Origin of the sequence: Janthinobacterium sp. PLB04 (assembly GCF_021165895.1) — a bacterium.
GTDB classification, from domain to species: domain Bacteria; phylum Pseudomonadota; class Gammaproteobacteria; order Burkholderiales; family Burkholderiaceae_D; genus Janthinobacterium; species Janthinobacterium lividum.
In genome coordinates, this window is record NZ_CP088968.1 from 252,054 (window position 1) to 272,395 (window position 20,342).

Sequence of the window (20,342 nt, forward strand, 5' to 3'; positions counted from 1 at the left end):
AACAATGCAGAAACAAATCGCTTTATGGGCCTGGGGCGGCATCGTGCTGCTGCTGGTCTGCCTGTCGCGCATCAGCATCGACATCTATCTGCCTTCGCTGCCGGCCATGGCCGATGCCCTGCACGCCAGCGATGCACAGTTGCAACTGACCCTGAGCCTGTTCATGGCCGGCTCGGCCGTCTCGATGCTCGCTTGCGGGCCGCTGGCCGACCGTTACGGGCGCCGCCCCGTGCTGCTGGCCGGCACTTTCATTTATGTGCTCGCCAGCATCGTCTGCACCGTGACCACCGACGTCCACGTGCTGATCGCCGCGCGCGTGCTACAGGCGTTCGGCGGCTGCAGCGGCACCATCATCGGCCGGGTGATGGTGCGCGACCGTTTTGATCCCGCCACGCAGGCGCGCATGCTGGGGAGAATATCGATGGTGATGGGCTTGTCGCCGATCCTGGCGCCGCTGGCCGGCAGCCTGCTCGATGCGGCGTTCGGCTGGCGCGCCGTGTTTGGCGTGCTGTGCCTGCTGGGAGCGCTGTCGCTGGGACTGATCGCCGCATACGTGCCGGAAACCAGGCCGGCCAGCGTCGTTCCCCAGGGAAATACCCTGGCCCTGTACCGGCGCCTGCTGGGCGACGCGTATTTCCTGCGCTATGCGCTGGCCATCGGCTTTGTGTATTGCACGTATTTCCCGTTCATCGCGGAATCGTCCGTGCTGTTGCAAAGGGGCATGCACCTGTCGCCGCGCGCGTATGCGCTGGTGTTCGCGCTGACGGTCAGCGGCTATGTGGCGGGATCGAGCCTGTTCCGCGCGCTAGGACCGCGCCTGGGCGCCGATTACATGCTGGGTGTGGCGGTGCTGATCAATGTGGCGGGCGCGGCCAGCCTGTTACTGGCGGGGACTTTGGCGCCGCAGCACGTGGCGTCGCTGGTGGCGCCCATGCTGCTGGTGATGGTGTCGGTGGGCATGGCCATCCCGGCCTGCCAGCTGGCCGTGCTGCAGCCGTATGGCGATCAGGCGGGCAGCGCCTCGGGCCTGTTCTTCTTCGTGCAGATGCTCATCACGGCCGCCTGCGGCGCCGTCATCGCCGCCATCACGGACGGCAGCGAAAAGCCGCTGCTGTGGGTAACGGCGGCGGCCAGCGCGGCCTTTGCCCTCGTGTGGCGGCTGACGAAACGCCAGCCCGGCCGGGGCAACAGCATGTCTTACATGACGATCTTGACCATCGGGTGGCCCGACAGCGCCATGTACAGGGCGTCGAGCTGCTCGCGGCTGACGGCGCGCACGGTGACGGTCAGGCCCGTGTAATTGCCCTTGCCCGATGGGCGCTCTTCCATGCGGCCCGCGTGGAAGGTCGGATCGTGGCTGATGACCAGTTCCAGCATGGTCGGCGCGAAGTCGACATGCGTCGGGCCCATGATCTTGATGGGAAAGTCGCTCGGGTATTCGATCAGCGATTCGCTGGGAGGAATCGTCACTTCGGTGGGTGGGGTGGTTTGCATGGGAAATCCAATCAGTGCCGGTCAGAACAGACGGCGCAGCGCATAGCGCGCGGCGGCTGCATAAAAACGTATTGTAGCCAACTTTGAGGGCGGCTGCGCCCGTTGCGATGACACACACGGCACGGCAAAAAAAAAGCCAGCTGGGTAAGCTGGCGAAAAACTATTTCGTTTGGACAAAATAGCCGGAAAAGTCAATGCTGTCACTTGGAGGATAAGCAGTGGTCGTACTGTAGACAAACCACGGCGGCTTTACCTCCGGTATGTGACGAACTGCGCATTTTGCGGCTTGAACGTCGATACGGCGCGACAGACGGCACGGCCGTCAGCGCTCCACTTCCTGCATCCGGCCATTACGGCCGGGACCGCCGCGCTCATGGTTGCGCTCACGCGGCGGCATCGGGCGCTCGGCACTGCGCGCCTCCTGTGGCGCACGCGCGGCAGGCGCAGGCATGGCTGGCGGCGGCGCCGTTTGCAGCACTTCGCGGCGGCGGCCACGTTCTGCGCGGTCCGGGCGCGGCGCATCAAATTGGCGTTCCATGACGGGGCGCGGCAGTGGCCGTTCGGCACGGGGCCGCTGCTCGCCACGCCAACCGGGGTGCGCCACCTGGTCTTGCACGGGTGGCAAGGCCGGCATCGCCGGCATCACGGGCTGGGGCGGCACCGGCGGCTGTTGCGGCTGTGCCGGCACGGGCGGGCGGTTCGGCTGCATGGGACGGGGCGCCATATGCGTCTGGCCATCGTCCGTATGCAAGCGGCCAGGGCGGTTGACCCAGTCGCGCCGGAACTCCCTGTCGCCGCGCGGCGCATCGGAAGGACGCTGCCAGTTGCCCGCCGGCGCAGGCGCCGTGCTCAACGGCAAGCTTTGCATGACGGGCGGCGGCATGGTGGTGCGGTTGCGGCGCGGCACGTCGACCGTGCGCGAGCCGCCAAAACGCTCGCCCGGCAGCATCGTCATGCCTGCACGGCGTTCGCGTTCGCCCGCCACAGGGCGGCGCCCTTCGGCGACGCGGTTGATGCGGCGTTCATACTCGGCGCTGGCGCGGTAGCCGGGCACGTAGCGCTCGTGCGGCGACAGGGGAAACCAGCCGACGCCAGGGCGCTGGCCATGCTGCGAACCGCGATCAGGCCTGCCGCCGACCCAGCCCACCAGGGCCGGCGCCCAGGGCACGCGGCCGCGCTCGCGCCCCGGTGCCCAGCCCCAGCGATGGCCCAGCAGCACCCAGCGGCCGTAGTGCGAGGGCGCATAGCCCCACGGCGCATTGTCCACCCAGGTCCAGCCCCACGGCGCGATCCACGTCCAGCGCCCGTCGCTGTACGGCGCCCAGCCGGCCGGCACCGTGCTCGGCAGCCACAAGGGGCCGTATTCCGCGTCGTCCTGCCAGGCACCGTAGCGGTCCAGCTCTTCATAGCCGGTGGTATCGTCCGTGACATAGCGCAAGGCCGGCGCGGCGGCGGGCAAGGCTTCGGGCCAGTTGTCGAAGGCGATCCTCTGCAAGGCGCCCGTGCGCAATTCCTCGTCCGTCAGCTCGGCGCGCTTGCCGGCGCGCAAGGTCACGCTGCCCGTCGCCCCATCCACGTCGGCCGCACCGTCGAGCACGCTGACGATGCTGGTGCCGGGCTGGCGCCCCGCCTCGATGCGCACCCAGCCCGGCTGGGTCAGGATCACGCGGGCCTGGGCCGTGGTCAGCTCGAAGCCGCGCAACGCGTCGGGATTGCGCACGCGCACGCTGACCGTGCCATAGCTGAGATGCAATTTGAAACTGTCGTCATCGAGCTCGCTCACTTCCAGCTCGGAATCGCCATCGAGACGCACGGCGGCCGCGCCCACGCGCAACTCCGCCAGCGCACCGCGCTGGGTGGTCAAACGGTTATCCGTGGTGACGGGCCAGTTCAGCAGGGCGTTTTGCGCCTCGCCATCGCCAGCGCGCACCAGCACCTGCCCTTCGACGGTGGAAATGCGCCCCACGCGGACGGGCGGGTCCTGCGCCAGGGCCAGGGAGCACGCCGACGACAGCAGCACGGCGCACACGGTGTTCAAGAAGGGGGAAGACAGGGTCGGACGCATGGCAGCGCTCCAGGCAGGACGGACAGAGATGAAAGGTAGACAACACCCCGATTACAGTCCTATCGGGCGGGCATCGCAAGCGGGCTTACAAATGTTTGCAACTTGATCTGGCTCAGGATGCCGCCTGGCCACCGCGCTTGACGAAGAACAAGGCCGTGCCGACAGCCATCAGCAAGCCGCCAAAGAAGCGGTTCTGCTTTTTCACGGCCCTGGCATCGCGGAAAAAGCGTTGCATCGACGAAGCCAGGAAGGCATAGCTGTGCATGACGACCTGATCGATCGTGCACATGGTGACGGCCAGGATCAGCAGTTGCGGCAGCAGGGGCGCAGCAGGGCTGATGAATTGCGGCAATACCGCCACCATGAAAATGATGCCTTTCGGATTCGTCACATTGGTCAAAAAACCCGTCAGCACGCGCCGGCCCATGGAGGGCACCACGGCGTCGGCATGCAGGTCGCCCGTCACGGCCACCTTGGCGCGCCACTGCGACAGGCCCAGGTAGATCAGGTACAAGGCGCCCACCGTCTTGACGATATTGAAGGCCACTTCGGAGGCCAGCAGCAAGGAACCGACGCCGGCGCCGGCGATGCCCAGCACCACCAGCAGCCCCAGCTGCAGGCCGAGAATGGTGGCGCTGGCCTTTTTCACCCCGTACGACAGGCCGTGCGACATCGACAGCACGGCGCCCGAGCCGGGCGAGACGGCGATGATGGAGGCGGCGATGACAAAGGTGATCCAGGTGGCGAAGTGCATGCGGTTTCCAAAAAATGGTGACGATGAACAATTTTAACCCGCTCAGTGCGGCCTTGCTGGCCCGCCCTGAGGTAAGATCGCACTCACACACCTCCTTGCCGTACAACCAAGAATAACATCATGAAAAACAACACTTTCCTCGCTCCGCCATGTCCTGCCACCACCGTGGGAGCGCGCTGAGATGGCCGGCTCCAGCCTGCTGGCCCTTCTCGACGACATCGCCAGCATCCTCGACGATGTTTCCCTGATGACCAAGGTAGCCGCCAAGAAGACGGCCGGCGTGCTCGGTGACGACCTGGCCCTGAACGCGCAGCAGGTGGCCGGCGTGCGCGCCGAGCGCGAACTGCCCGTCGTGTGGGCCGTTGCCGTCGGCTCGCTGAAGAACAAGGCCATCCTCGTGCCCGCCGCGCTGGCCATCAGCGCGTTTGCGCCGTGGGCCATCACGCCGCTGCTGATGGTGGGCGGCGCCTACCTGTGCTTCGAAGGCTTCGAAAAGATCGCGCACAAGTATCTGCACCCGGACGACAGCCACAAGGCCGAGCTGGCACAGGCGCTGCGCGACCCGCAGGTCGACCTCGTCGCGCTGGAAAAGGACAAGATCAAGGGCGCCATCCGCACCGATTTCATTTTGTCGGCGGAAATCATCGTCATCGCCCTGGGCACGGTGGCCGCGGCCACCTTCGCCGAGCAGGTGGCCGTCGTCGTCGGCATCGCCCTCATCATGACGGTGGGCGTGTACGGCCTGGTGGCGGGCATCGTCAAGCTCGATGACGCGGGCTTTTACCTGGCGGCGCGCAAGGGCGCGGGCGCGCTGATGGACGGCGTGCGCGGCTTTGGCCGCATGCTCGTGTCGGCGGCGCCGAAACTGATGAAATTTCTCTCCGTCGTGGGCACCCTGGCAATGTTCATGGTCGGCGGCGGCATCCTGACGCACGGCTGGCCGTGGGCCAGCGGCATGCTGCACCATGCGGAAGCAGCCGTCGGCGGCGTGGCCGGCATCGGCCCCGTGCTGGCCGCCGTCACGCCCAGTCTGATCAACGCGGTGGCCGGCCTCATCGCCGGTGGCCTGGTGCTGGCCGGCGTTACGGCCGTGTCGGCTTTATTGCGCATGGTCAAGCCAAGCAAATAAACTTTCTGGTCTGATGGGACGGCAGGCGCATCCGTGCCTGCCGCCCCGGCCATGCCGGCGGCGCTTGCCTGCCCATGGAGACCCTATGCAGACTTCCCCCATCCAACGTCCCAGCAGCGCCTTTATCGGCGCTTCCTGGGCGGCATTGCTGATCGGCGCCATCACCTACCTGTCCGGCCTGTGGAACGCCAGCATGGCGCTCAACGAGAAGGGCTATTACTTCACCATCCTCATGTATGGTCTGTTCGCCGCCATCTCGCTGCAAAAATCCGTGCGCGACCGCGCCGAAGGCATCGCCGTGACGGGCATCTATTTCGGCCTGTGCTGGATTTCCGTGCTGCTGGCCTTGCTGCTGCTCACGGTCGGCTTGTGGAACGCCACCCTGCAGAACAGCGAGAAGGGTTTCTATGCCATGGCATTCCTGCTCAGCCTGTTTGCCGCCGTCGCCGTGCAAAAGAATGTGCGCGACGTGGCGCGTGCCTCGGCCGCCTCGCCCGCCGAGGCACCGGGAACTTAAATAGCAGCAGCACGTCTATTCCTGTATCCATGTCGGGAGAGGATGATGGGCGACCAGCAGAAACGTTTACAGATGGCACTAGAGGCGGCGCACATGGCGATCTGGGATTCGCGCATCGTCGATGGCCAGGTCATCGACGGCACGGTCAGCTGGTCGGCCAAGGGCGCCACCTTGCTGGGCCTGGAAGAGCGCGCGCTGACGCAGCCATTTCGCAGCTTTCTCGACTGCGTGCACACCGGCGACCGCGACAAGGTGATCAAGGTGCTGCAGGACGGCGTGCGCCGGCGCGGCGGCTACGCCCTGCAATACCGCGTCGTCTGGCCCGACGGCAGCGAACACTGGCTGGCGGCCAAGGCGCACATCTTCATGGATGCCGGCGGGAAACCCGAACGCACCCTGGGCATCATCTGGGATATCACCGAACACATGGCGCGCGAGCTCATGATCGCCGAGCGCAAGGAACTGGCCGAAGTGACGCTCAGTTCCATCGGCGACGGCGTCATCACCACCGATCCGCACGGCAAGACGCGCTACCTGAACCGGGTGGCCGAGCAATTGACGGGCTGGAGCAACGAGCTGGCGCAGGGCCGGGACATCGGCCAGACCATGCCGCTGGCCGATGAACGCACGGGCGAAGCACGCGAGCACGTGGCCATGCGCTGCCTGCAACAGCGCCAGGCCATCGGCATTTCGCCCCGCTCGCAACTGATCACGCGCGAAGGGCGGCGCATCGCCATCGAAGAATCGGCCGCGCCCATCTGGTCGCGCGACGGCGACATCCTCGGCGCCGTCGTCGTGTTCCGCGACGTCAGCCACGAGCGCAAGCTGAGTCAGCAACTGTCGTGGCAAGCCACGCACGACGCCCTAACGGGGCTGATCAACCGGCGCGAATTCGAACACCTGGTGGCCGGCGCCCTGCACACGGCCAAGCAGGATGGCCACATGCATGCGCTGCTGTACCTGGACCTGGACCAGTTCAAGGTCATCAACGACACCAGCGGCCATGGCGCCGGCGACGTGCTGCTGCAGCTGCTGGCCAAGATGCTGCAGGCGCGCATGCGCGACAGCGACATCCTGGCGCGCCTCGGCGGCGATGAACTGGGCGTGCTGCTGCCGCACTGTCCGCTCGAGCATGCGCGCCAGATCGGCGAACAGCTGCGCCAGTCCATCCGCGATTTCCGTTTCGCCTGGGATAACCGCAGCTTCGAGCTGGGCGTGAGCATCGGCATCGTGGAAATCAACGAGGACAGCAAGTCCATGAGCGAGCTGCTGAGCGCCGCCGACCAGGCTTGCTACCTGGCCAAGGAGCAGGGCCGCAACCGCATCCATGTCTACCAGGAGTCGGACGTCATGCTGGCGCAGCGGCATGGCGAAATGCTGTGGATCTCGCGCCTGAACGAAGCGTTCGCGCACGATTATTTCCGCCTGTACGCCATGCCCATCGTGCACCTGCACGACAGCCCGGAACACCACGACGAAGTGCTGATCCGCATCCACAACAGCCAGGGCGACCTGATCTTGCCGGGCGCCTTCATTCCGGCCGCCGAACGCTACGACATGATGCTGTCCATCGACCGCTGGGTCATCCGTGCCGTCTGCCACCATATCCAGAGCGTGCGCGACAGCCTGCCGCCTTTGGCCGCGCTGGCGGAAAGCCGGCGCCGCGCACCGGCCCTGTATTCCGTCAACCTGTCGGGCATGTCGCTGGCCGATGCCGGCTTGCACGACTACATCACCGAGCAGTTCGTAGAATTCGCGATTGCCCCCGAGCAAATCTGCTTTGAAATCACGGAAACGGCCGTCATCGCCAACCTGCCCAAGGCGCAGGTGTTCATGCGGCAGCTCAAGGCCCTGGGCTGCCGCTTTTCGCTTGACGACTTCGGCAGCGGTTTTTCCTCGTTCGGCTACCTGAAGGCCCTGCCCGTCGACTATTTGAAGATCGACGGCGTCTTCGTGCGCGACATCGCCACCAATGCCATCAACCGCGCCATGGTGAAGGCCATCAATGAGGTGGGCCACGTGATGGGCTTGAAAACGGTGGCCGAATACGTGGAAGACGATGCCACCCTGGCCGTCATCCGCGAACTGGGCATCGACTACGCGCAAGGCTACGCCGTGGGCAGCCTGCGCCCCCTGACGGCGGGTATCGATTAGCCGCTGCCGACAACCAGTGCCTTTAAAACAATGCCGCATTGCTATCGCTAAATGCGTGCAAGCACGACCAATCTGGAGGATTTTGATCTACATCAATAAATTTGCGCAGGCGACTCCTTACACTGATCTCCATTCTTGCAATCGTGCAAGTCTTACTCACCAATTGCTTGTTTAACTGATCAGGAAGCCGCGACCATGCGACAAAATTTGCCAGTGACTAACCGTGAAGTCCTCGTCCTGGACGATCAGGCCATCGTGTCGAAAACGGATATGAACGGCAATATCGTATATGTGAACCCCTACTTCAGCCAGGTCAGCGGCTTCAGCGAGGCCGAGCTGCTCGGTTCGCCCCAGAACATCGTGCGCCACCCGGACATGCCGGCCGAAGCGTTTGCCGACCTGTGGGCCTCGATCCAGGCCGGCACGCCGTGGACGGGCCTGGTCAAGAACCGCTGCAAGAACGGCGACTTTTACTGGGTGCGCGCCAACGTCACGCCCATCCGCGAAGCGGGCAAGACCATCGGCTACATGTCCGTGCGCGTGAAAGCGGACAAGGACCAGGTCAAGGCGGCCGAAGAAGCCTATGCGGCCATCCGCAACAAGGAAGGCGGCAACATCGTCATCAAGAACGGACAGATCGTGCGCCCGGGCCTGGCGCACCTGCTGCACAACCTGACGCACATGTCGCTCAACCTGCGCATCTGGGCCGCCACCTCCATCGTCAACTGCCTGCAGCTGCTGGTGTGCGTCATCAGCCTGTTCGCCAGCGGCGGCAAGATCACCAATTACGCCATCTTCGGCGCCACCCTGTTCGGCTTCCTGATCAACGTCTTCCTCTGGTACACCTTGCGCATGTCCGTGCTCAAGCCGCTGGGCAAGGCCCTGAACGGCGCGCGGGCCATCGCCGCCGGCGACCTGTCGGGCAGTTTTGAAACGGAAAGCACGGATGAAGTGGGGCAACTGCTGCGCGCGCTGCAACAGATGAACAGCAACCTGATCGCCACCATCCGCGACGTGCGCATCAACGTGGAAACCATGGCCGTGGCCACCAAGCAAATCGCCGTCGGCAATATGGACCTCTCAGGCCGCACGGAATCGCAGGCGGCCAGCCTGGAAGAGACGGCCTCGAGCATCGAGGAATTCTCGTCGACCGTGAAACAGAACGCGGACAACTCGGTGCAGGCGAATGAACTGGCCGTGGCCGCCTCGAAAGTGGCCGTACAGGGCGGCGAGATCGTTTCCGAAGTGATCACCACCATGGACGAGATCAACACTTCGTCGAAGAAGATCGTCGACATCATCGGCCTGATCGAAGGCATCGCCTTCCAGACCAACATCCTGGCCTTGAACGCGGCCGTGGAGGCGGCGCGCGCCGGCGAGCAGGGCAGGGGCTTCGCCGTCGTGGCGGGCGAAGTGCGCAACCTGGCGCAGCGCTCGTCCGTGGCAGCCAAGGATATCAAGCAACTCATTGAAATTTCCGTCGGCAAGGTGGGCGCCGGCATGCTGCAGGTGAACCGCGCCGGCGCCACCATGGAACAAGTGGTCAGCTCCGTCAAGCAGGTGACGGCCATCATGCAGGAAATTTCCATCGCTTCGCGCGAACAGAGCATCGGCGTCGACCAGGTCAACCAGGCCATCGCCCATATGGACCAGGTGACGCAGCAGAACGCGGCCCTGGTGGAAGAAGCCGCCGCGGCCGCCACGCGCCTGGCGGAAGAAGCTGCCAGCCTGTCGCAAGCCGTGAGCCTGTTCAATTTCGGCAAGATGCCGCCACCGCGCCGCGTCGCCATGCCTGGCGGAAAATCGGGTGCCGCGGGCGCCGCGAACGCCGGCAAACCCGCCATGAAACGCCTGGCCGCCTAAACCTTTCAAGACTTCATACACACCATGCCTACACTACTCAGCAGTGCTTCCGCCGACCTGGACGCCGTCGTCGAATTCGACCCGGTCATCATCGGCAAGATGAGCCAGTCCGGCCCGCGCTACACGTCCTATCCGACCGCCGACCGTTTCCATGCCGACTTTGGCTACGGCAACTTCCTCGAAGCGCTGGCCGCCTTGCGCATGCGCGGCGGCCGCCGTCCGCTGTCGCTGTACGTGCATGTGCCGTTCTGCGACACCCTGTGCTACTACTGCGCCTGCAACAAGATCATCACGAAAGACCGCAGCAAGGCCGCCACCTACCTCAGCTATCTGAAACAGGAAATCGCCATGCAGGGCAAGCTGTTTGCCGGCATGAACCAGATCGAGCAGCTACATTTCGGCGGCGGCACACCCACTTACCTGAGCGAAAAGCAGATGGACGAACTGATGGCGCATTTGCGCCAGCATTTCGAGTTCGCGTCCGATGAAGACGGCGAATATTCGATCGAGATCGATCCGCGCACCGTGTCGCGCGAGCGTGTGTTTTCCCTGCGCGCGCAAGGTTTCAACCGCATCAGCCTGGGCGTGCAGGATTTCGACGCCGACGTGCAAAAGGCCGTCAACCGCATCCAGCCGGAAGCGGAGACGGTGGCCATCATGCAGGCGGCGCGCGACGCCGGTTTCCGCTCGATCAGCATCGACCTGATCTACGGCTTGCCCAAGCAAAGCCTGGACACCATGACGGAAACCTTGCGCAAGGTCATTTCCGCCAGCCCCGACCGCATCGCCCTGTACCACTACGCGCACATGCCGCACCTGTTCAAGCCGCAGCGCCGCATCCTCGACGCGGACATGCCCGACAGCGCCACCAAGCTGGCCATGCTGGGCCTGTGCATCGCGCGCCTGACGGCCGCCGGCTATGTCTACATCGGCATGGACCATTTCGCCAAGCCGACGGACGACCTGGCCGTGGCGCAGCGCCAGGGCCGTTTGCACCGCAACTTCCAGGGCTATTCCACGCGCGCGGAAGCGGACCTGATCGCCTGCGGCGTGTCGGCCATCAGTTCCGTCGGCGCCGTCTACAGCCAGAATGAAAAGACGCTCGACGCGTACTATGAAAAGCTCGACGAAGGCGTGCTGCCGATCGCGCGCGGCATCAAGCTCGATACGGACGATTTGTTGCGCCGTATCATCATCCAGATGCTGATGTGCAATTTCGAATTGTCGATCGCCAGCATCGAGCAAGCGCACCCCGTCAAATTCCGCAGCTATTTCGCCGCCGAACTGGACAAGCTGCGCGAACTGGCGCGCGACGGCTTGCTCGTCATCGAGGAAGACTGGCTGACGGTGACGCCGAAAGGGCGCTTGCTGATCCGCAATATCTGCATGGTCTTCGACCGCTACCTGACCCTGGCGCGCGCCAACACGGCGCCCGACGCCGTGCAGCCGCTGCGCTACTCGAAAACGGTGTAGCACAGCGCGATGAATGCCCTCAGCCTCGTGCCCATGTTCCTGGTCGGCCTGGCCGGCAGCGTGCACTGCATCGGCATGTGCGGCGGCATCGTCGGCGCCTTGTCGCTGGGCGGGGGCGCGGCGCCCGTGCGCCCCGTCATTTCCATCGCCGTGGCGCGCCCCGCATTGCAGACAAGCGTGCAAACGAACGTGCTGCGCGTGCTGGCGTACAACGGCGGGCGCATCGGCAGCTACATGCTGGCCGGCGCCATGGCCGGCAGCCTGGCGGGCGCCGGCATGCTGCACCTGGCGTCATTGCAGGTGGCCGGCTACTGGCTGGCCAACCTGATGCTGGTGGCTTTGGGACTGTACCTGATGGATGCCTGGCGCGGCCTGGCCCACCTGGAAGCGGCCGGCAATGTCGTCTGGCGCCGTGTGCGCCCCCTGCTGAAACCGCTGATGCCGATGGATACGCCGTTCAAGGCGCTGGCCGTGGGCGGCCTGTGGGGCTGGGTGCCGTGCGGCATGGTCTACAGCGCGCTGCTGACGGCCATGATGCAAGGTTCTGCCCTGAACGGCGCGGCCGCCATGGCCGCCTTCGGCCTGGGCACCCTGCCCACCCTGCTGGGCATGGGCTTGCTGGGCACGCGCTTGCGCGCGCAGATGCAGCGCCGTCCCGTGCGCATCGCCAGCGGCTTGCTGGTGCTGGGCTTTGGCGTGCTTGGCCTGCTGCGCGCCGCGAATGGCGTGTCGCTGGGCTGGCTCGACGCCCTGTGCGTCACGGGCCATCCATGAAAAGACGCATGAAACCAAACCTATGAATGCTGTTCTACAACCCTCCGCCTGCTTCCATTGCGGCTTGCCCGTCCCGAGCGGTTCCAGCTGGAACGTCACCATCGACGACGTGCCGCGCGCCATGTGCTGCCCCGGCTGCGAAGCGGTGGCGCAAACCATCGTCGACATCGGCCAGAGCGCGTACTACCGCGACCGCGATGAATACGCCGTCAACGCGTTTGATGCCACCCTGATGCCGCCCGAGCTGCGCCTGTACAGCAATGACGATGCACAATTCGCGCGCGACGCCAGCAGCTGCGAAGCGACGCTGTCCGTCGAAGGCATCCGCTGCGCCGCCTGCGTCTGGCTGATCGAGCGCCAGCTGACGCGCCTGCCCGGCGTGCAGGCGGCCAGCCTGAACGTCGCCACGGAGCGCCTGTACGTGCGCTGGAGCCGCGCCGAATGCGAGCCGGGCGACATCCTGCAAGCCGTGCGCCAAGTCGGCTATACGGCCTATCCGTACGACGCCGTGCGCCATGGCGAACGCCTGCAAAAGGCCAGCAAGACCCTGGGCCGCCAGCTGTTCGTGGCCGGCCTGTCGATGATGCAGGTGATGATGTACGTGGCGCCCGCCTATCTGGCCGAGGATGGCACCTTGGACGACAATATGGCCAGCCTGATGCGCTGGGCCAGCCTGCTCCTGACCCTGCCGGCCATCTGCTATTCGGCCATGCCGTTTTTCCAGGGCGCCTGGGCCAGCCTGCGCGCGCGCACCCTGGGCATGGACGTGCCCGTGGCGCTGGGCATCCTGGCGGCCTTCTTCGGCAGCGTGGTGGCGACCTTTACGGGCCGCGGCGAGGTGTATTACGACTCGGCCACGATGTTCATCTTCCTCTTGCTGTGCAGCCGCTATTTCGAGCTGCAGGCGCGCCGCAAGGCCGCCTCGGCCCTCGAGCGCCTGCAGCATGCCTTGCCCGCCTCCGCGTCGCTGATGGCGGGCTTCCCGGACAACCGCGCCACCACGCTGGTGCCGGCCGGCAGCCTGGCCATCGGTGACGTCATCCTGGTGAAACCGGGCGAGGCGATTGCCGCCGACAGCATCATCGTCGAAGGCACGAGCGCGCTCGATTTATCCCTGCTGACGGGCGAGAGCGCGGCGCAGCGCAGGAAAACCGGCGAGCGAGTGCCGGGCGGGGCGATCAACGCCAGCGCGGCGCTCATCTTGCGCGTGCTGAAACCGGCGCGCGAAAGCACCCTGTCCGACCTGTTGAAACTGATCGAACGGGCCGGCAGCGGCAAGCCGCAGATCGCGCAGTGGGCCGACAAGGTCGCCGCCTGGTTCGTGCTGGGCTTGCTGCTGTTTGCCATCGCCGTGTTCGCCTTCTGGAGCTGGCACGACCCGTCGCAGGCGTGGCCCGTGGCCATCGCCGTGCTGGTCGTCTCGTGCCCCTGCGCGCTGTCTCTCGCCACGCCGACGGCGCTGGCGGCGGCCACCGACAGCCTGCTGCGGCGCGGCGTGCTGATCGTCCAGCCGCATGTGCTGGAAACCCTGCACCGCGCCACCCACATCGTCTTCGACAAGACGGGAACCTTGACCCTGGGCCGGCCCGTGCTGCGGCAAATCGAGGGACTCGGCAGCATGAGCGAGGACGCTTGCCTGCAGGTGGCCGCCGCGCTGGAAGCGGGCAGCGCCCATCCGCTGGCGCAGGCCATCCTGGCAGCGGCAGACGGGTTGCCAATACAGCAGCCGCGCGCACATGTAGAGCACTTGCAGGAAGTGCAGGGCCAGGGACTCGAAGGCGTGATCAATGGCGTGCGCTACCGCCTGGGCAACGCGGCCTTTGTCGCCGCCATCGCCGGGCCGCCGCTGGGCGACACGGCCGTCGGCATGCAGGGCATGACGCCGCTGTACCTGGGTACGCAGGGGCGCTGGCTGACGCGCTTCTTACTCAGCGATGCGCTGCGCCCCGAGGCGCGCGACGTCGTCGCGTATTTCCAGCGGCGCGGCAAGCAGGTCGTGCTGCTCAGTGGCGACCAGGAAGCGCTGACGCAAAGCGTGGCGACGGAACTGGGCATCAACACGGCGTGCGGCGAATGCCTGCCCGATGAAAAGCTCGATTTCGTGCAGCAGTTGCAGGCGACGGGCGCCGTGGTGGCGATGGTGGGCGACGGCATCAACGACGCCGCCGTGCTGAGCGGTGCCGACGTGTCCTTCGCCATGGGTTCCGGCGCCGCCCTGGCGCAGGCGCATGCGGATACCGTGCTGCTGTCGAGCCAGTTGGTGTCCGTGCTCGACACGGCGAAAACGGCCGCGCGCAGTATGCGCATCATCCGCGAAAACCTGGGCTGGGCCACCCTGTACAATCTGACGGCCATCCCAGCCGCCGCGCTGGGTTTCCTCAACCCCTGGCTGTCCGGCGTCGGCATGGCTGCCAGCTCGGCCGTCGTCATCGCCAACGCCCTGCGCCTGCGGAAAGCCTGAACATGGAAGCACTCTACCTCCTGATCCCCTTGAGCGTCGTGGTCGTCTTCATCGCCCTGTGGGTGTATTTCACGGCCTCGGACGGCGGCCAGTTCGACGACCTCGTCGGACCGGGCCTGCGCGTGCTGCAGGACGACGATACGACGGCCAAGCCGGCGCCCGGCGAACCGCATCCCTGATTTCACCCGCCCGGATTGCCGGGATCTTGCATGGCTTTTTTGACCGAAATATCACTTTATTTCGATGCCAGTTCGCTACGCTTATTTCATCCGGGGAATTTTGATCCACATCAAAGTTTTTTCGCGGTCAAACACTTACTCTCTGGCCACCATCATAAATAGTAATTCCAGGGAGAGTCTTTGTGGATCAATCGCTGAACTATAACTACAAGATCGTGAAGCAATTCGCGGTCGCTACTGTGGTATGGGGCATCATCGGCATGCTGGTTGGCGTTATCATCGCCGCTCAGCTGGCCTGGCCTGCCCTGAACCTCGACATACCATGGCTGACATACGGACGCTTGCGTCCGCTGCACACGAATGCGGTGATTTTCGCCTTCGGCATCTGCGGCCTGTTCGCCACCTCGTACTACGTTGTCCAGCGCACCTGCCAGGTGCGCCTGTTTTCCGACAAACTGGCCGCCTTCACGTTCTGGGGCTGGCAAGCGGTGATCCTGTGCGCCGTCGTCACCCTGCCCTTGGGCATGACACGCGGCAAGGAATACGCGGAACTGGAATGGCCTATCGCCATCCTCATCGCCGTCGTCTGGATCGCCTACGCCATCGTGTTCTTCGGCACGCTGATCAAGCGCAAGGTCAAGCACATCTACGTGGCCAACTGGTTCTTCGGCGCCTATATCCTGGCCGTGACGATCTTGCACGTGGTCAATGGCGCCGTCATGCCAGCCTCGTTCACCAAGTCGTATTCCGCGTATGCGGGCGTGCAGGACGCGATGATCCAGTGGTGGTACGGCCATAACGCGGTGGGTTTCATCCTGACCGCCGGCTACCTGGGCATGGTGTACTACTTCATCCCGAAACAGGCCGAGCGCCCCGTGTACTCGTACCGTTTGTCGATCGTCCACTTCTGGGCGCTGATCTTCACCTACATGTGGGCCGGCCCGCATCACCTGCACTACACGGCATTGCCTGACTGGACGCAATCGATCGGCATGGTCTTCTCGCTGGTCCTGCTGGCACCAAGCTGGGGCGGCATGATCAACGGCATCATGACCCTGTCGGGCGCCTGGCACAAGCTGCGCACCGATCCGATCCTGAAATTCATGATCGTCTCGCTGTCGTTCTACGGCATCGCCACCTTCGAAGGTCCGATGATGTCGATCAAGACCATCAACTCGCTGTCGCACTACACCGACTGGACCGTTGCCCACGTGCATGCGGGCGCCCTGGGCTGGGTGGGCTTCATCACCATGGGTTCGATCTACTACCTGCTGCCGCGCCTGGCGGGCCGCACGCAGATGCACAGCACGCGCCTGGTCGACGTGCACTTCTGGGTGGCCACCATCGGCATCGTGCTGTACATCGCCGCAATGTGGATCGCCGGCGTGATGCAGGGCCTGATGTGGCGCGCGGTCAATCCGGACGGCACCCTGACCTACACCTTTGTCGAGAGCGTGAAAGCGACGTATCCGTACTACGTGGTGCGCGTGGCCGGTGGCCTGCTGTACCTGTCGGGTATGTGCATCATGGGCTACAACACCTGGATGACGCTGCGCGGCAGCAAACTCCCCGTCGCCCGCATTCCGGAACTGAACGCGGCGCACGCCTGATAGGAGCGAAAGCAAATGAAATTTTCACATGCATGGATTGAAAGAAACCCCTGGCTGCTGATCGCCCTGGTCACGGTGGTGATCAGCATCGGCGGCGCCGTCGAGATCGTTCCCCTGTTCTTCCAGAAGAGCACGACGGAGCCCGTCGCCGGCCTGAAACCGTACTCGCCGCTGCGCCTGGCGGGCCGCGACATCTACGTGCGCGAAGGCTGCTACAACTGCCACTCGCAGATGGTGCGTCCGCTGCGCGCGGAAACGGAACGCTATGGCCACTATTCGGTCGCCGGCGAATTCGTCTACGACCGTCCGTTCCAGTGGGGTTCCAAGCGCACGGGCCCCGACCTGGCCCGCGTGGGCGCGCGCTACAGCGACGAATGGCACCGCACGCACTTGAACAACCCGCGCGACGTGGTGCCCGAGTCGAACATGCCGTCCTACCCCTGGCTGGCGAAGACCAAGCTGGTGCCTGACGAGATCATGCCGAAGATGCGCGCCCTGAAACGCCTGGGCCAGCCGTACAGCGATGAAGAGATCGCCGCCGGCCCCGCGCAGCTGCAGGACAAGACGGAAGAAGACGCCCTGGTCGCCTATCTGCAAGGCCTCGGTACATTAATCAAAACAAGGAATTAGCATGGCAATCGAAAACCTGTTTGACAGCGCCAGCAGCGTCATGACGGTGGTTTCCTTTACGACGTTCGTGGGCATCCTGTGGTGGACGTTCAGCCGCAGCAACAGCGACTTCGACGCGGCGGCACGCCTGCCGTTCGCCGACGACGCGCTCGACTATCCGGCCGAAGCCGAAATGACCCTGGCGAAGGAGCACAACCATGGCTGACTTTACCAATGGCTTCTGGAATATCTATGTGATCGTGCTGTCCCTGCTGGGCATCATCGGCTGCGGCGTGCTGCTGTACTCGCAGTCGAAAGTGAAAGTGGCCGCCGGCGCCCCTGCCGACGGCACCACGGGCCACGTCTGGGACGAGGACTTGAAGGAACTCAATACGCCGATGCCGCGCTGGTGGATGTGGTTGTTCTACATCACCATCGTCTTCGCGCTGGCCTACCTGTTCCTGTACCCGGGCCTGGGCAACTATGCCGGCAGCCTGGGCTGGAAATCGACGGGCCAGTACGAGGAAGAACTGAAGAAGGCGGAAGCCGACTACGGTCCCCTGTTCAACAAGTACCTGAGCCAGGACTTGAAGACGGTGGCCGCCGATCCGCAGGCGCAAGCCATCGGCCAGCGCCTGTTCCTGACCTACTGCGCGCAATGCCACGGTTCGGATGCACGCGGCAACAAGGGCTTCCCCAACCTGACCGACAAGGACTGGCTGTATGGCGGCGAACCCGACGTCATCAAGACCACCATCCTGCACGGCCGCAATGGGCAGATGCCACCGATGGGCGCCGCCCTGGGTTCCGAAAAGGATGTCGAGAACGTGGCCCATTATGTGCTGAGCCTGTCCGGCTCGACCTCGGATCCCGTCAAGTCCGTGCTGGGCAAGGCCAAGTTTGGCGCCTGCATGGCCTGTCATGGCGCCGATGCCAAGGGTAACCAGATGCTCGGCGCGCCGAACCTGACGGACAAGACCTGGCTGTACGGCGGCAGCGCCGATACCATCATGGAAACCGTACGCAAGGGACGCAGCAGCACCATGCCGGCCTTCAGCGATTTCCTCGGCGAATCCAAGGTACACGTGCTGTCGGCGTATGTCTGGAGCCTGTCGAATCCGCAGGCACCCGCAAAGTAAAAATGGAACCTCAAGTCATCAAGATGTATGCGGCCCGCGAGCAAATCTACCCTCGCGAGGCCAAAGGACGCTACGCTACCTGGCGATGGGTATGCGTATGGCTTACCCAGCTGGCGTTCTACGGCTTGCCGTGGTTGACCTGGAATGGCAGGCAAGCCCTGCTGTTCGATTTGACCACGCGCAAGTTCTACATTTTCGGCGTCGTGCTGTGGCCCCAGGATTTCATCTATCTGGCGGCCCTGCTGATCATCTGTGCGTATTTGTTGTTCCTCGTCACGGCCATTGCCGGGCGGGTGTGGTGCGGGTTCTCCTGCCCGCAAACGGTATACACGGAAATTTTCCTGTGGGTCGAACGCCGCATCGAGGGCACGCGCAGCGCGCGCATGGCCCTCGACAAGCAGGGCCCCTCCGTGCGCAAGGCCTTCAAGAAAACGGCCAAGCACCTGGTATGGGGCGCCATCGCCCTGTGGACGGGCTTTACCTTTGTCGGCTACTTCACGCCGATCAAGGAACTGGCGCAGTCGGTGACCACCCTCAATTTCGGCCCCTGGGAATGGTTCTGGGTCTTGTTCTACAGCCTTGCAACCTACGGCAACGCGGGCTGGCTGCGCGAGCAGGTGTGCAAATACATGTGCCCGTACGCGCGCTTCCAGAGCGCCATGTTCGACCAGGACACGCTGATCATCACCTACGATGCCAAGCGCGGCGAACCGCGTGGCGCCATGAGCAAGAAGGCCGGCAACAACGACAAGCTGGGCGATTGCATCGACTGCACCCTGTGCGTGCAGGTGTGTCCGACCGGCATCGATATCCGCAACGGCCTGCAGTATGAATGCATCGGCTGCGCCGCCTGCGTCGATGCCTGCAACAGCGTGATGGACAAGGTCGAGCGGCCGCGTGGCCTGATACGCTACAGCACCGACCATGCGATGGAAAACAACTTCAATTCGAAGCAGATACGCCAGCGCGCCATGCGCCCGCGCGTCTTGATCTACACTTCCATCCTGGCCCTGATCATCATCGCCGTGTGTACCTCGCTGGCCCTGCGCACGCCCCTGAAAATGGACGTGATCCGCGATCGCGGTTCGATGGGGCGCGAAGTGGAGGACGGCATGATCGAAAACGTCTACCGCCTGCAGATCATGAATACGTCCGAGCAAAGCCAGCATTTTAAAATCAGCGCTTCCGGCTTGCCGGGCCTGACCTTGCTGACGCGCGAAGAAGTGACCTTGCAGCCGACGGAAACGCTGGGCTGGCCGATCCGCCTGCGCGTGCCGCACGGCGTCGGCGAGAAGGGCTCGAACAAGATTGCGATCGAATTGCAATCGCTGGACGATCCATCGCTGCATGTGCGTGAAAGCGCGGTATTCATCGTGCCACGTTAACAAGGAAAGGCGGACGGGGACCGGGTGCCCTCGCCGCCGCCACGAAGTTGCAGGAAGGCCGGTCCCCATGCGGGGGCTGGCTGATCAAACAGGAGAAATATCATGTCCGACAGTCTGAAACTGCAAGCACCCGTTGCACCGTGGTACAAGCATCGCTGGCCATGGCTGCTGATGATCGGTCCCGGCCTGTCCGTGGTCGTCGGCAGCTTCATGGGCTATATCGCGTTTACGCAGCCCGATGCGCTGGTGGTGGGCGATTATTACAAGCAGGGCAAGGCGATCAACCAGGATTTGAAGCGCGACACGATCGCCAGCGACCTGGCCATGGATACGCGCCTGTCATATGACGTGGCTGCAGCGCGCCTCAGTGGTTCCGTGCACAGCTTCGGCAAGGCCTATCAGGCGCCGCTGCAGCTGCACCTGGCGCATGCGACCCTGCCCGAAAAGGATATCAAGCTGCTGGTGCAGCCCGATGCGGCCGGCAATTTTTCCGTAGCACTGCCGATGCTCGAGCGCAGCCGCTGGCAAGTGCTGGTGGAAAACGACAAACGCGAGTGGCGCCTGTCCGGCATCTGGACCTGGCCCCTGCAACGCAGCATCGCGCTGCACGCGGATGAAGAGCTTTAACGTACAGCGCCGGGAAAACCGTCGCGAGCGGCAGTGATTTGTGGTTGAGAAGCGCAGCTGTGCTATGCACGGGCGCGCCGATCCAGCGAGCATCGCAGGCCGCAAAGCG

Annotated in this window: 18 protein-coding genes; 15 read left to right on the forward strand and 3 right to left on the reverse strand. The window is 64.3% G+C overall.

Annotation, left to right across the window (positions count from 1 at the left end; translation table 11 throughout):
* The first annotated feature begins 4 nt into the window (after positions 1–4).
* Positions 5–1,300, forward strand: coding sequence for a multidrug effflux MFS transporter (locus LSO07_RS00995; RefSeq protein WP_151091867.1), 1,296 nt, complete (start codon positions 5–7; stop codon positions 1,298–1,300).
* Here the strand turns inward: LSO07_RS00995 and LSO07_RS01000 are convergent.
* From LSO07_RS01000 to LSO07_RS01010, 3 genes are all read right to left on the reverse strand, one after another.
* The gene (locus tag LSO07_RS01000) at positions 1,198–1,494 is read right to left on the reverse strand and encodes a DUF493 family protein (RefSeq protein WP_034782741.1); all 297 of its coding nucleotides are present in this window, start codon (positions 1,492–1,494) and stop codon (positions 1,198–1,200) included. The genes LSO07_RS00995 and LSO07_RS01000 overlap by 103 nt on opposite strands.
* A 322-nt stretch (positions 1,495–1,816) precedes the next feature.
* Positions 1,817–3,559, reverse strand: coding sequence for a DUF6600 domain-containing protein (locus tag LSO07_RS01005; protein WP_151091869.1), 1,743 nt, complete (start codon positions 3,557–3,559; stop codon positions 1,817–1,819).
* A 112-nt stretch (positions 3,560–3,671) separates the two neighbouring features.
* Positions 3,672–4,313 (reverse strand): LysE family transporter, encoded by a 642-nt coding sequence (locus LSO07_RS01010; RefSeq protein ID WP_070257886.1) that lies wholly within the window; start codon positions 4,311–4,313, stop codon positions 3,672–3,674.
* A gap of 181 nt (positions 4,314–4,494) precedes the next feature.
* On the opposite strand from LSO07_RS01010, the gene LSO07_RS01015 reads away from it, so the two are divergent.
* From LSO07_RS01015 to LSO07_RS01080, 14 genes are all read left to right on the forward strand, one after another.
* Positions 4,495–5,442 carry a DUF808 domain-containing protein gene (locus LSO07_RS01015; protein WP_034752497.1) on the forward strand — a complete coding sequence of 316 codons (948 nt, stop codon included), beginning with the start codon at positions 4,495–4,497 and terminating at the stop codon, positions 5,440–5,442.
* 85 nt (positions 5,443–5,527) lie between these two features.
* A complete protein-coding gene (gene yiaA, locus LSO07_RS01020; RefSeq protein WP_034782737.1) occupies positions 5,528–5,959 on the forward strand; it encodes an inner membrane protein YiaA in 432 nt (143 codons plus the stop codon).
* Positions 5,960–6,052: 93 nt separating this feature from the next.
* Entirely contained in the window at positions 6,053–8,113 is a 2,061-nt protein-coding gene (locus tag LSO07_RS01025; protein ID WP_225317140.1) for an EAL domain-containing protein, read from the forward strand.
* A 195-nt stretch (positions 8,114–8,308) separates the two neighbouring features.
* On the forward strand, positions 8,309–9,976 hold the full coding sequence (locus LSO07_RS01030) for a methyl-accepting chemotaxis protein (protein ID WP_034782732.1): 1,668 nt from the start codon (positions 8,309–8,311) through the stop codon (positions 9,974–9,976).
* 24 nt (positions 9,977–10,000) lie between these two features.
* Positions 10,001–11,449, forward strand: a complete 1,449-nt coding sequence (gene hemN, locus LSO07_RS01035; protein WP_070278461.1) for an oxygen-independent coproporphyrinogen III oxidase — start codon at positions 10,001–10,003, stop codon at positions 11,447–11,449.
* A gap of 9 nt (positions 11,450–11,458) precedes the next feature.
* On the forward strand, positions 11,459–12,223 hold the full coding sequence (locus LSO07_RS01040; RefSeq protein ID WP_151091871.1) for a sulfite exporter TauE/SafE family protein: 765 nt from the start codon (positions 11,459–11,461) through the stop codon (positions 12,221–12,223).
* Between the two features lie 22 nt (positions 12,224–12,245).
* A complete protein-coding gene (locus LSO07_RS01045; protein ID WP_151091873.1) occupies positions 12,246–14,684 on the forward strand; it encodes a heavy metal translocating P-type ATPase in 2,439 nt (812 codons plus the stop codon).
* A gap of 2 nt (positions 14,685–14,686) precedes the next feature.
* Positions 14,687–14,863 carry a cbb3-type cytochrome oxidase assembly protein CcoS gene (ccoS, locus tag LSO07_RS01050; protein WP_034782725.1) on the forward strand — a complete coding sequence of 59 codons (177 nt, stop codon included), beginning with the start codon at positions 14,687–14,689 and terminating at the stop codon, positions 14,861–14,863.
* Between the two features lie 182 nt (positions 14,864–15,045).
* Entirely contained in the window at positions 15,046–16,473 is a 1,428-nt protein-coding gene (gene ccoN, locus LSO07_RS01055) for a cytochrome-c oxidase, cbb3-type subunit I (protein ID WP_034782722.1), read from the forward strand.
* Positions 16,474–16,488: 15 nt separating this feature from the next.
* Entirely contained in the window at positions 16,489–17,103 is a 615-nt protein-coding gene (gene ccoO, locus LSO07_RS01060; protein WP_034782720.1) for a cytochrome-c oxidase, cbb3-type subunit II, read from the forward strand.
* Between the two features lies 1 nt (position 17,104).
* Positions 17,105–17,308: a cbb3-type cytochrome oxidase subunit 3 gene (locus LSO07_RS01065; protein ID WP_034782719.1), complete on the forward strand. Its 204-nt coding sequence runs from the start codon at positions 17,105–17,107 to the stop codon at positions 17,306–17,308.
* The gene (ccoP, locus tag LSO07_RS01070) at positions 17,301–18,221 is read left to right on the forward strand and encodes a cytochrome-c oxidase, cbb3-type subunit III (RefSeq protein ID WP_151091875.1); all 921 of its coding nucleotides are present in this window, start codon (positions 17,301–17,303) and stop codon (positions 18,219–18,221) included. The genes LSO07_RS01065 and ccoP overlap by 8 nt, the downstream gene beginning before the upstream one ends.
* Positions 18,222–18,223: 2 nt before the next feature.
* Complete coding sequence (gene ccoG, locus LSO07_RS01075; RefSeq protein ID WP_034782714.1) at positions 18,224–19,606, forward strand: cytochrome c oxidase accessory protein CcoG; 1,383 nt, start codon at positions 18,224–18,226, stop codon at positions 19,604–19,606.
* A 102-nt stretch (positions 19,607–19,708) separates the two neighbouring features.
* Entirely contained in the window at positions 19,709–20,233 is a 525-nt protein-coding gene (locus LSO07_RS01080; protein ID WP_092609780.1) for a FixH family protein, read from the forward strand.
* The last annotated feature ends 109 nt before the right edge of the window (positions 20,234–20,342 follow it).

What these genes read in the sequence shown, in the direction of transcription:
- LSO07_RS01000 (WP_034782741.1), bottom strand. Translation starts at nt 1,494, where the DNA reads ATGCAAACCACCCCACCCACCGAAGTGACGATTCCTCCCAGCGAATCG.
- yiaA (WP_034782737.1), top strand. Translation starts at nt 5,528, where the DNA reads ATGCAGACTTCCCCCATCCAACGTCCCAGCAGCGCCTTTATCGGCGCT.
- LSO07_RS01015 (WP_034752497.1), top strand. Translation starts at nt 4,495, where the DNA reads ATGGCCGGCTCCAGCCTGCTGGCCCTTCTCGACGACATCGCCAGCATC.
- ccoP (WP_151091875.1), top strand. Translation starts at nt 17,301, where the DNA reads ATGGCTGACTTTACCAATGGCTTCTGGAATATCTATGTGATCGTGCTG.
- LSO07_RS01080 (WP_092609780.1), top strand. Translation starts at nt 19,709, where the DNA reads ATGTCCGACAGTCTGAAACTGCAAGCACCCGTTGCACCGTGGTACAAG.
- LSO07_RS01065 (WP_034782719.1), top strand. Translation starts at nt 17,105, where the DNA reads ATGGCAATCGAAAACCTGTTTGACAGCGCCAGCAGCGTCATGACGGTG.
- ccoG (WP_034782714.1), top strand. Translation starts at nt 18,224, where the DNA reads ATGGAACCTCAAGTCATCAAGATGTATGCGGCCCGCGAGCAAATCTAC.
- ccoO (WP_034782720.1), top strand. Translation starts at nt 16,489, where the DNA reads ATGAAATTTTCACATGCATGGATTGAAAGAAACCCCTGGCTGCTGATC.
- LSO07_RS01005 (WP_151091869.1), bottom strand. Translation starts at nt 3,559, where the DNA reads ATGCGTCCGACCCTGTCTTCCCCCTTCTTGAACACCGTGTGCGCCGTG.
- LSO07_RS01030 (WP_034782732.1), top strand. Translation starts at nt 8,309, where the DNA reads ATGCGACAAAATTTGCCAGTGACTAACCGTGAAGTCCTCGTCCTGGAC.
- LSO07_RS00995 (WP_151091867.1), top strand. Translation starts at nt 5, where the DNA reads ATGCAGAAACAAATCGCTTTATGGGCCTGGGGCGGCATCGTGCTGCTG.
- ccoS (WP_034782725.1), top strand. Translation starts at nt 14,687, where the DNA reads ATGGAAGCACTCTACCTCCTGATCCCCTTGAGCGTCGTGGTCGTCTTC.
- LSO07_RS01045 (WP_151091873.1), top strand. Translation starts at nt 12,246, where the DNA reads ATGAATGCTGTTCTACAACCCTCCGCCTGCTTCCATTGCGGCTTGCCC.
- hemN (WP_070278461.1), top strand. Translation starts at nt 10,001, where the DNA reads ATGCCTACACTACTCAGCAGTGCTTCCGCCGACCTGGACGCCGTCGTC.
- LSO07_RS01040 (WP_151091871.1), top strand. Translation starts at nt 11,459, where the DNA reads ATGAATGCCCTCAGCCTCGTGCCCATGTTCCTGGTCGGCCTGGCCGGC.
- LSO07_RS01010 (WP_070257886.1), bottom strand. Translation starts at nt 4,313, where the DNA reads ATGCACTTCGCCACCTGGATCACCTTTGTCATCGCCGCCTCCATCATC.
- LSO07_RS01025 (WP_225317140.1), top strand. Translation starts at nt 6,053, where the DNA reads ATGGCGATCTGGGATTCGCGCATCGTCGATGGCCAGGTCATCGACGGC.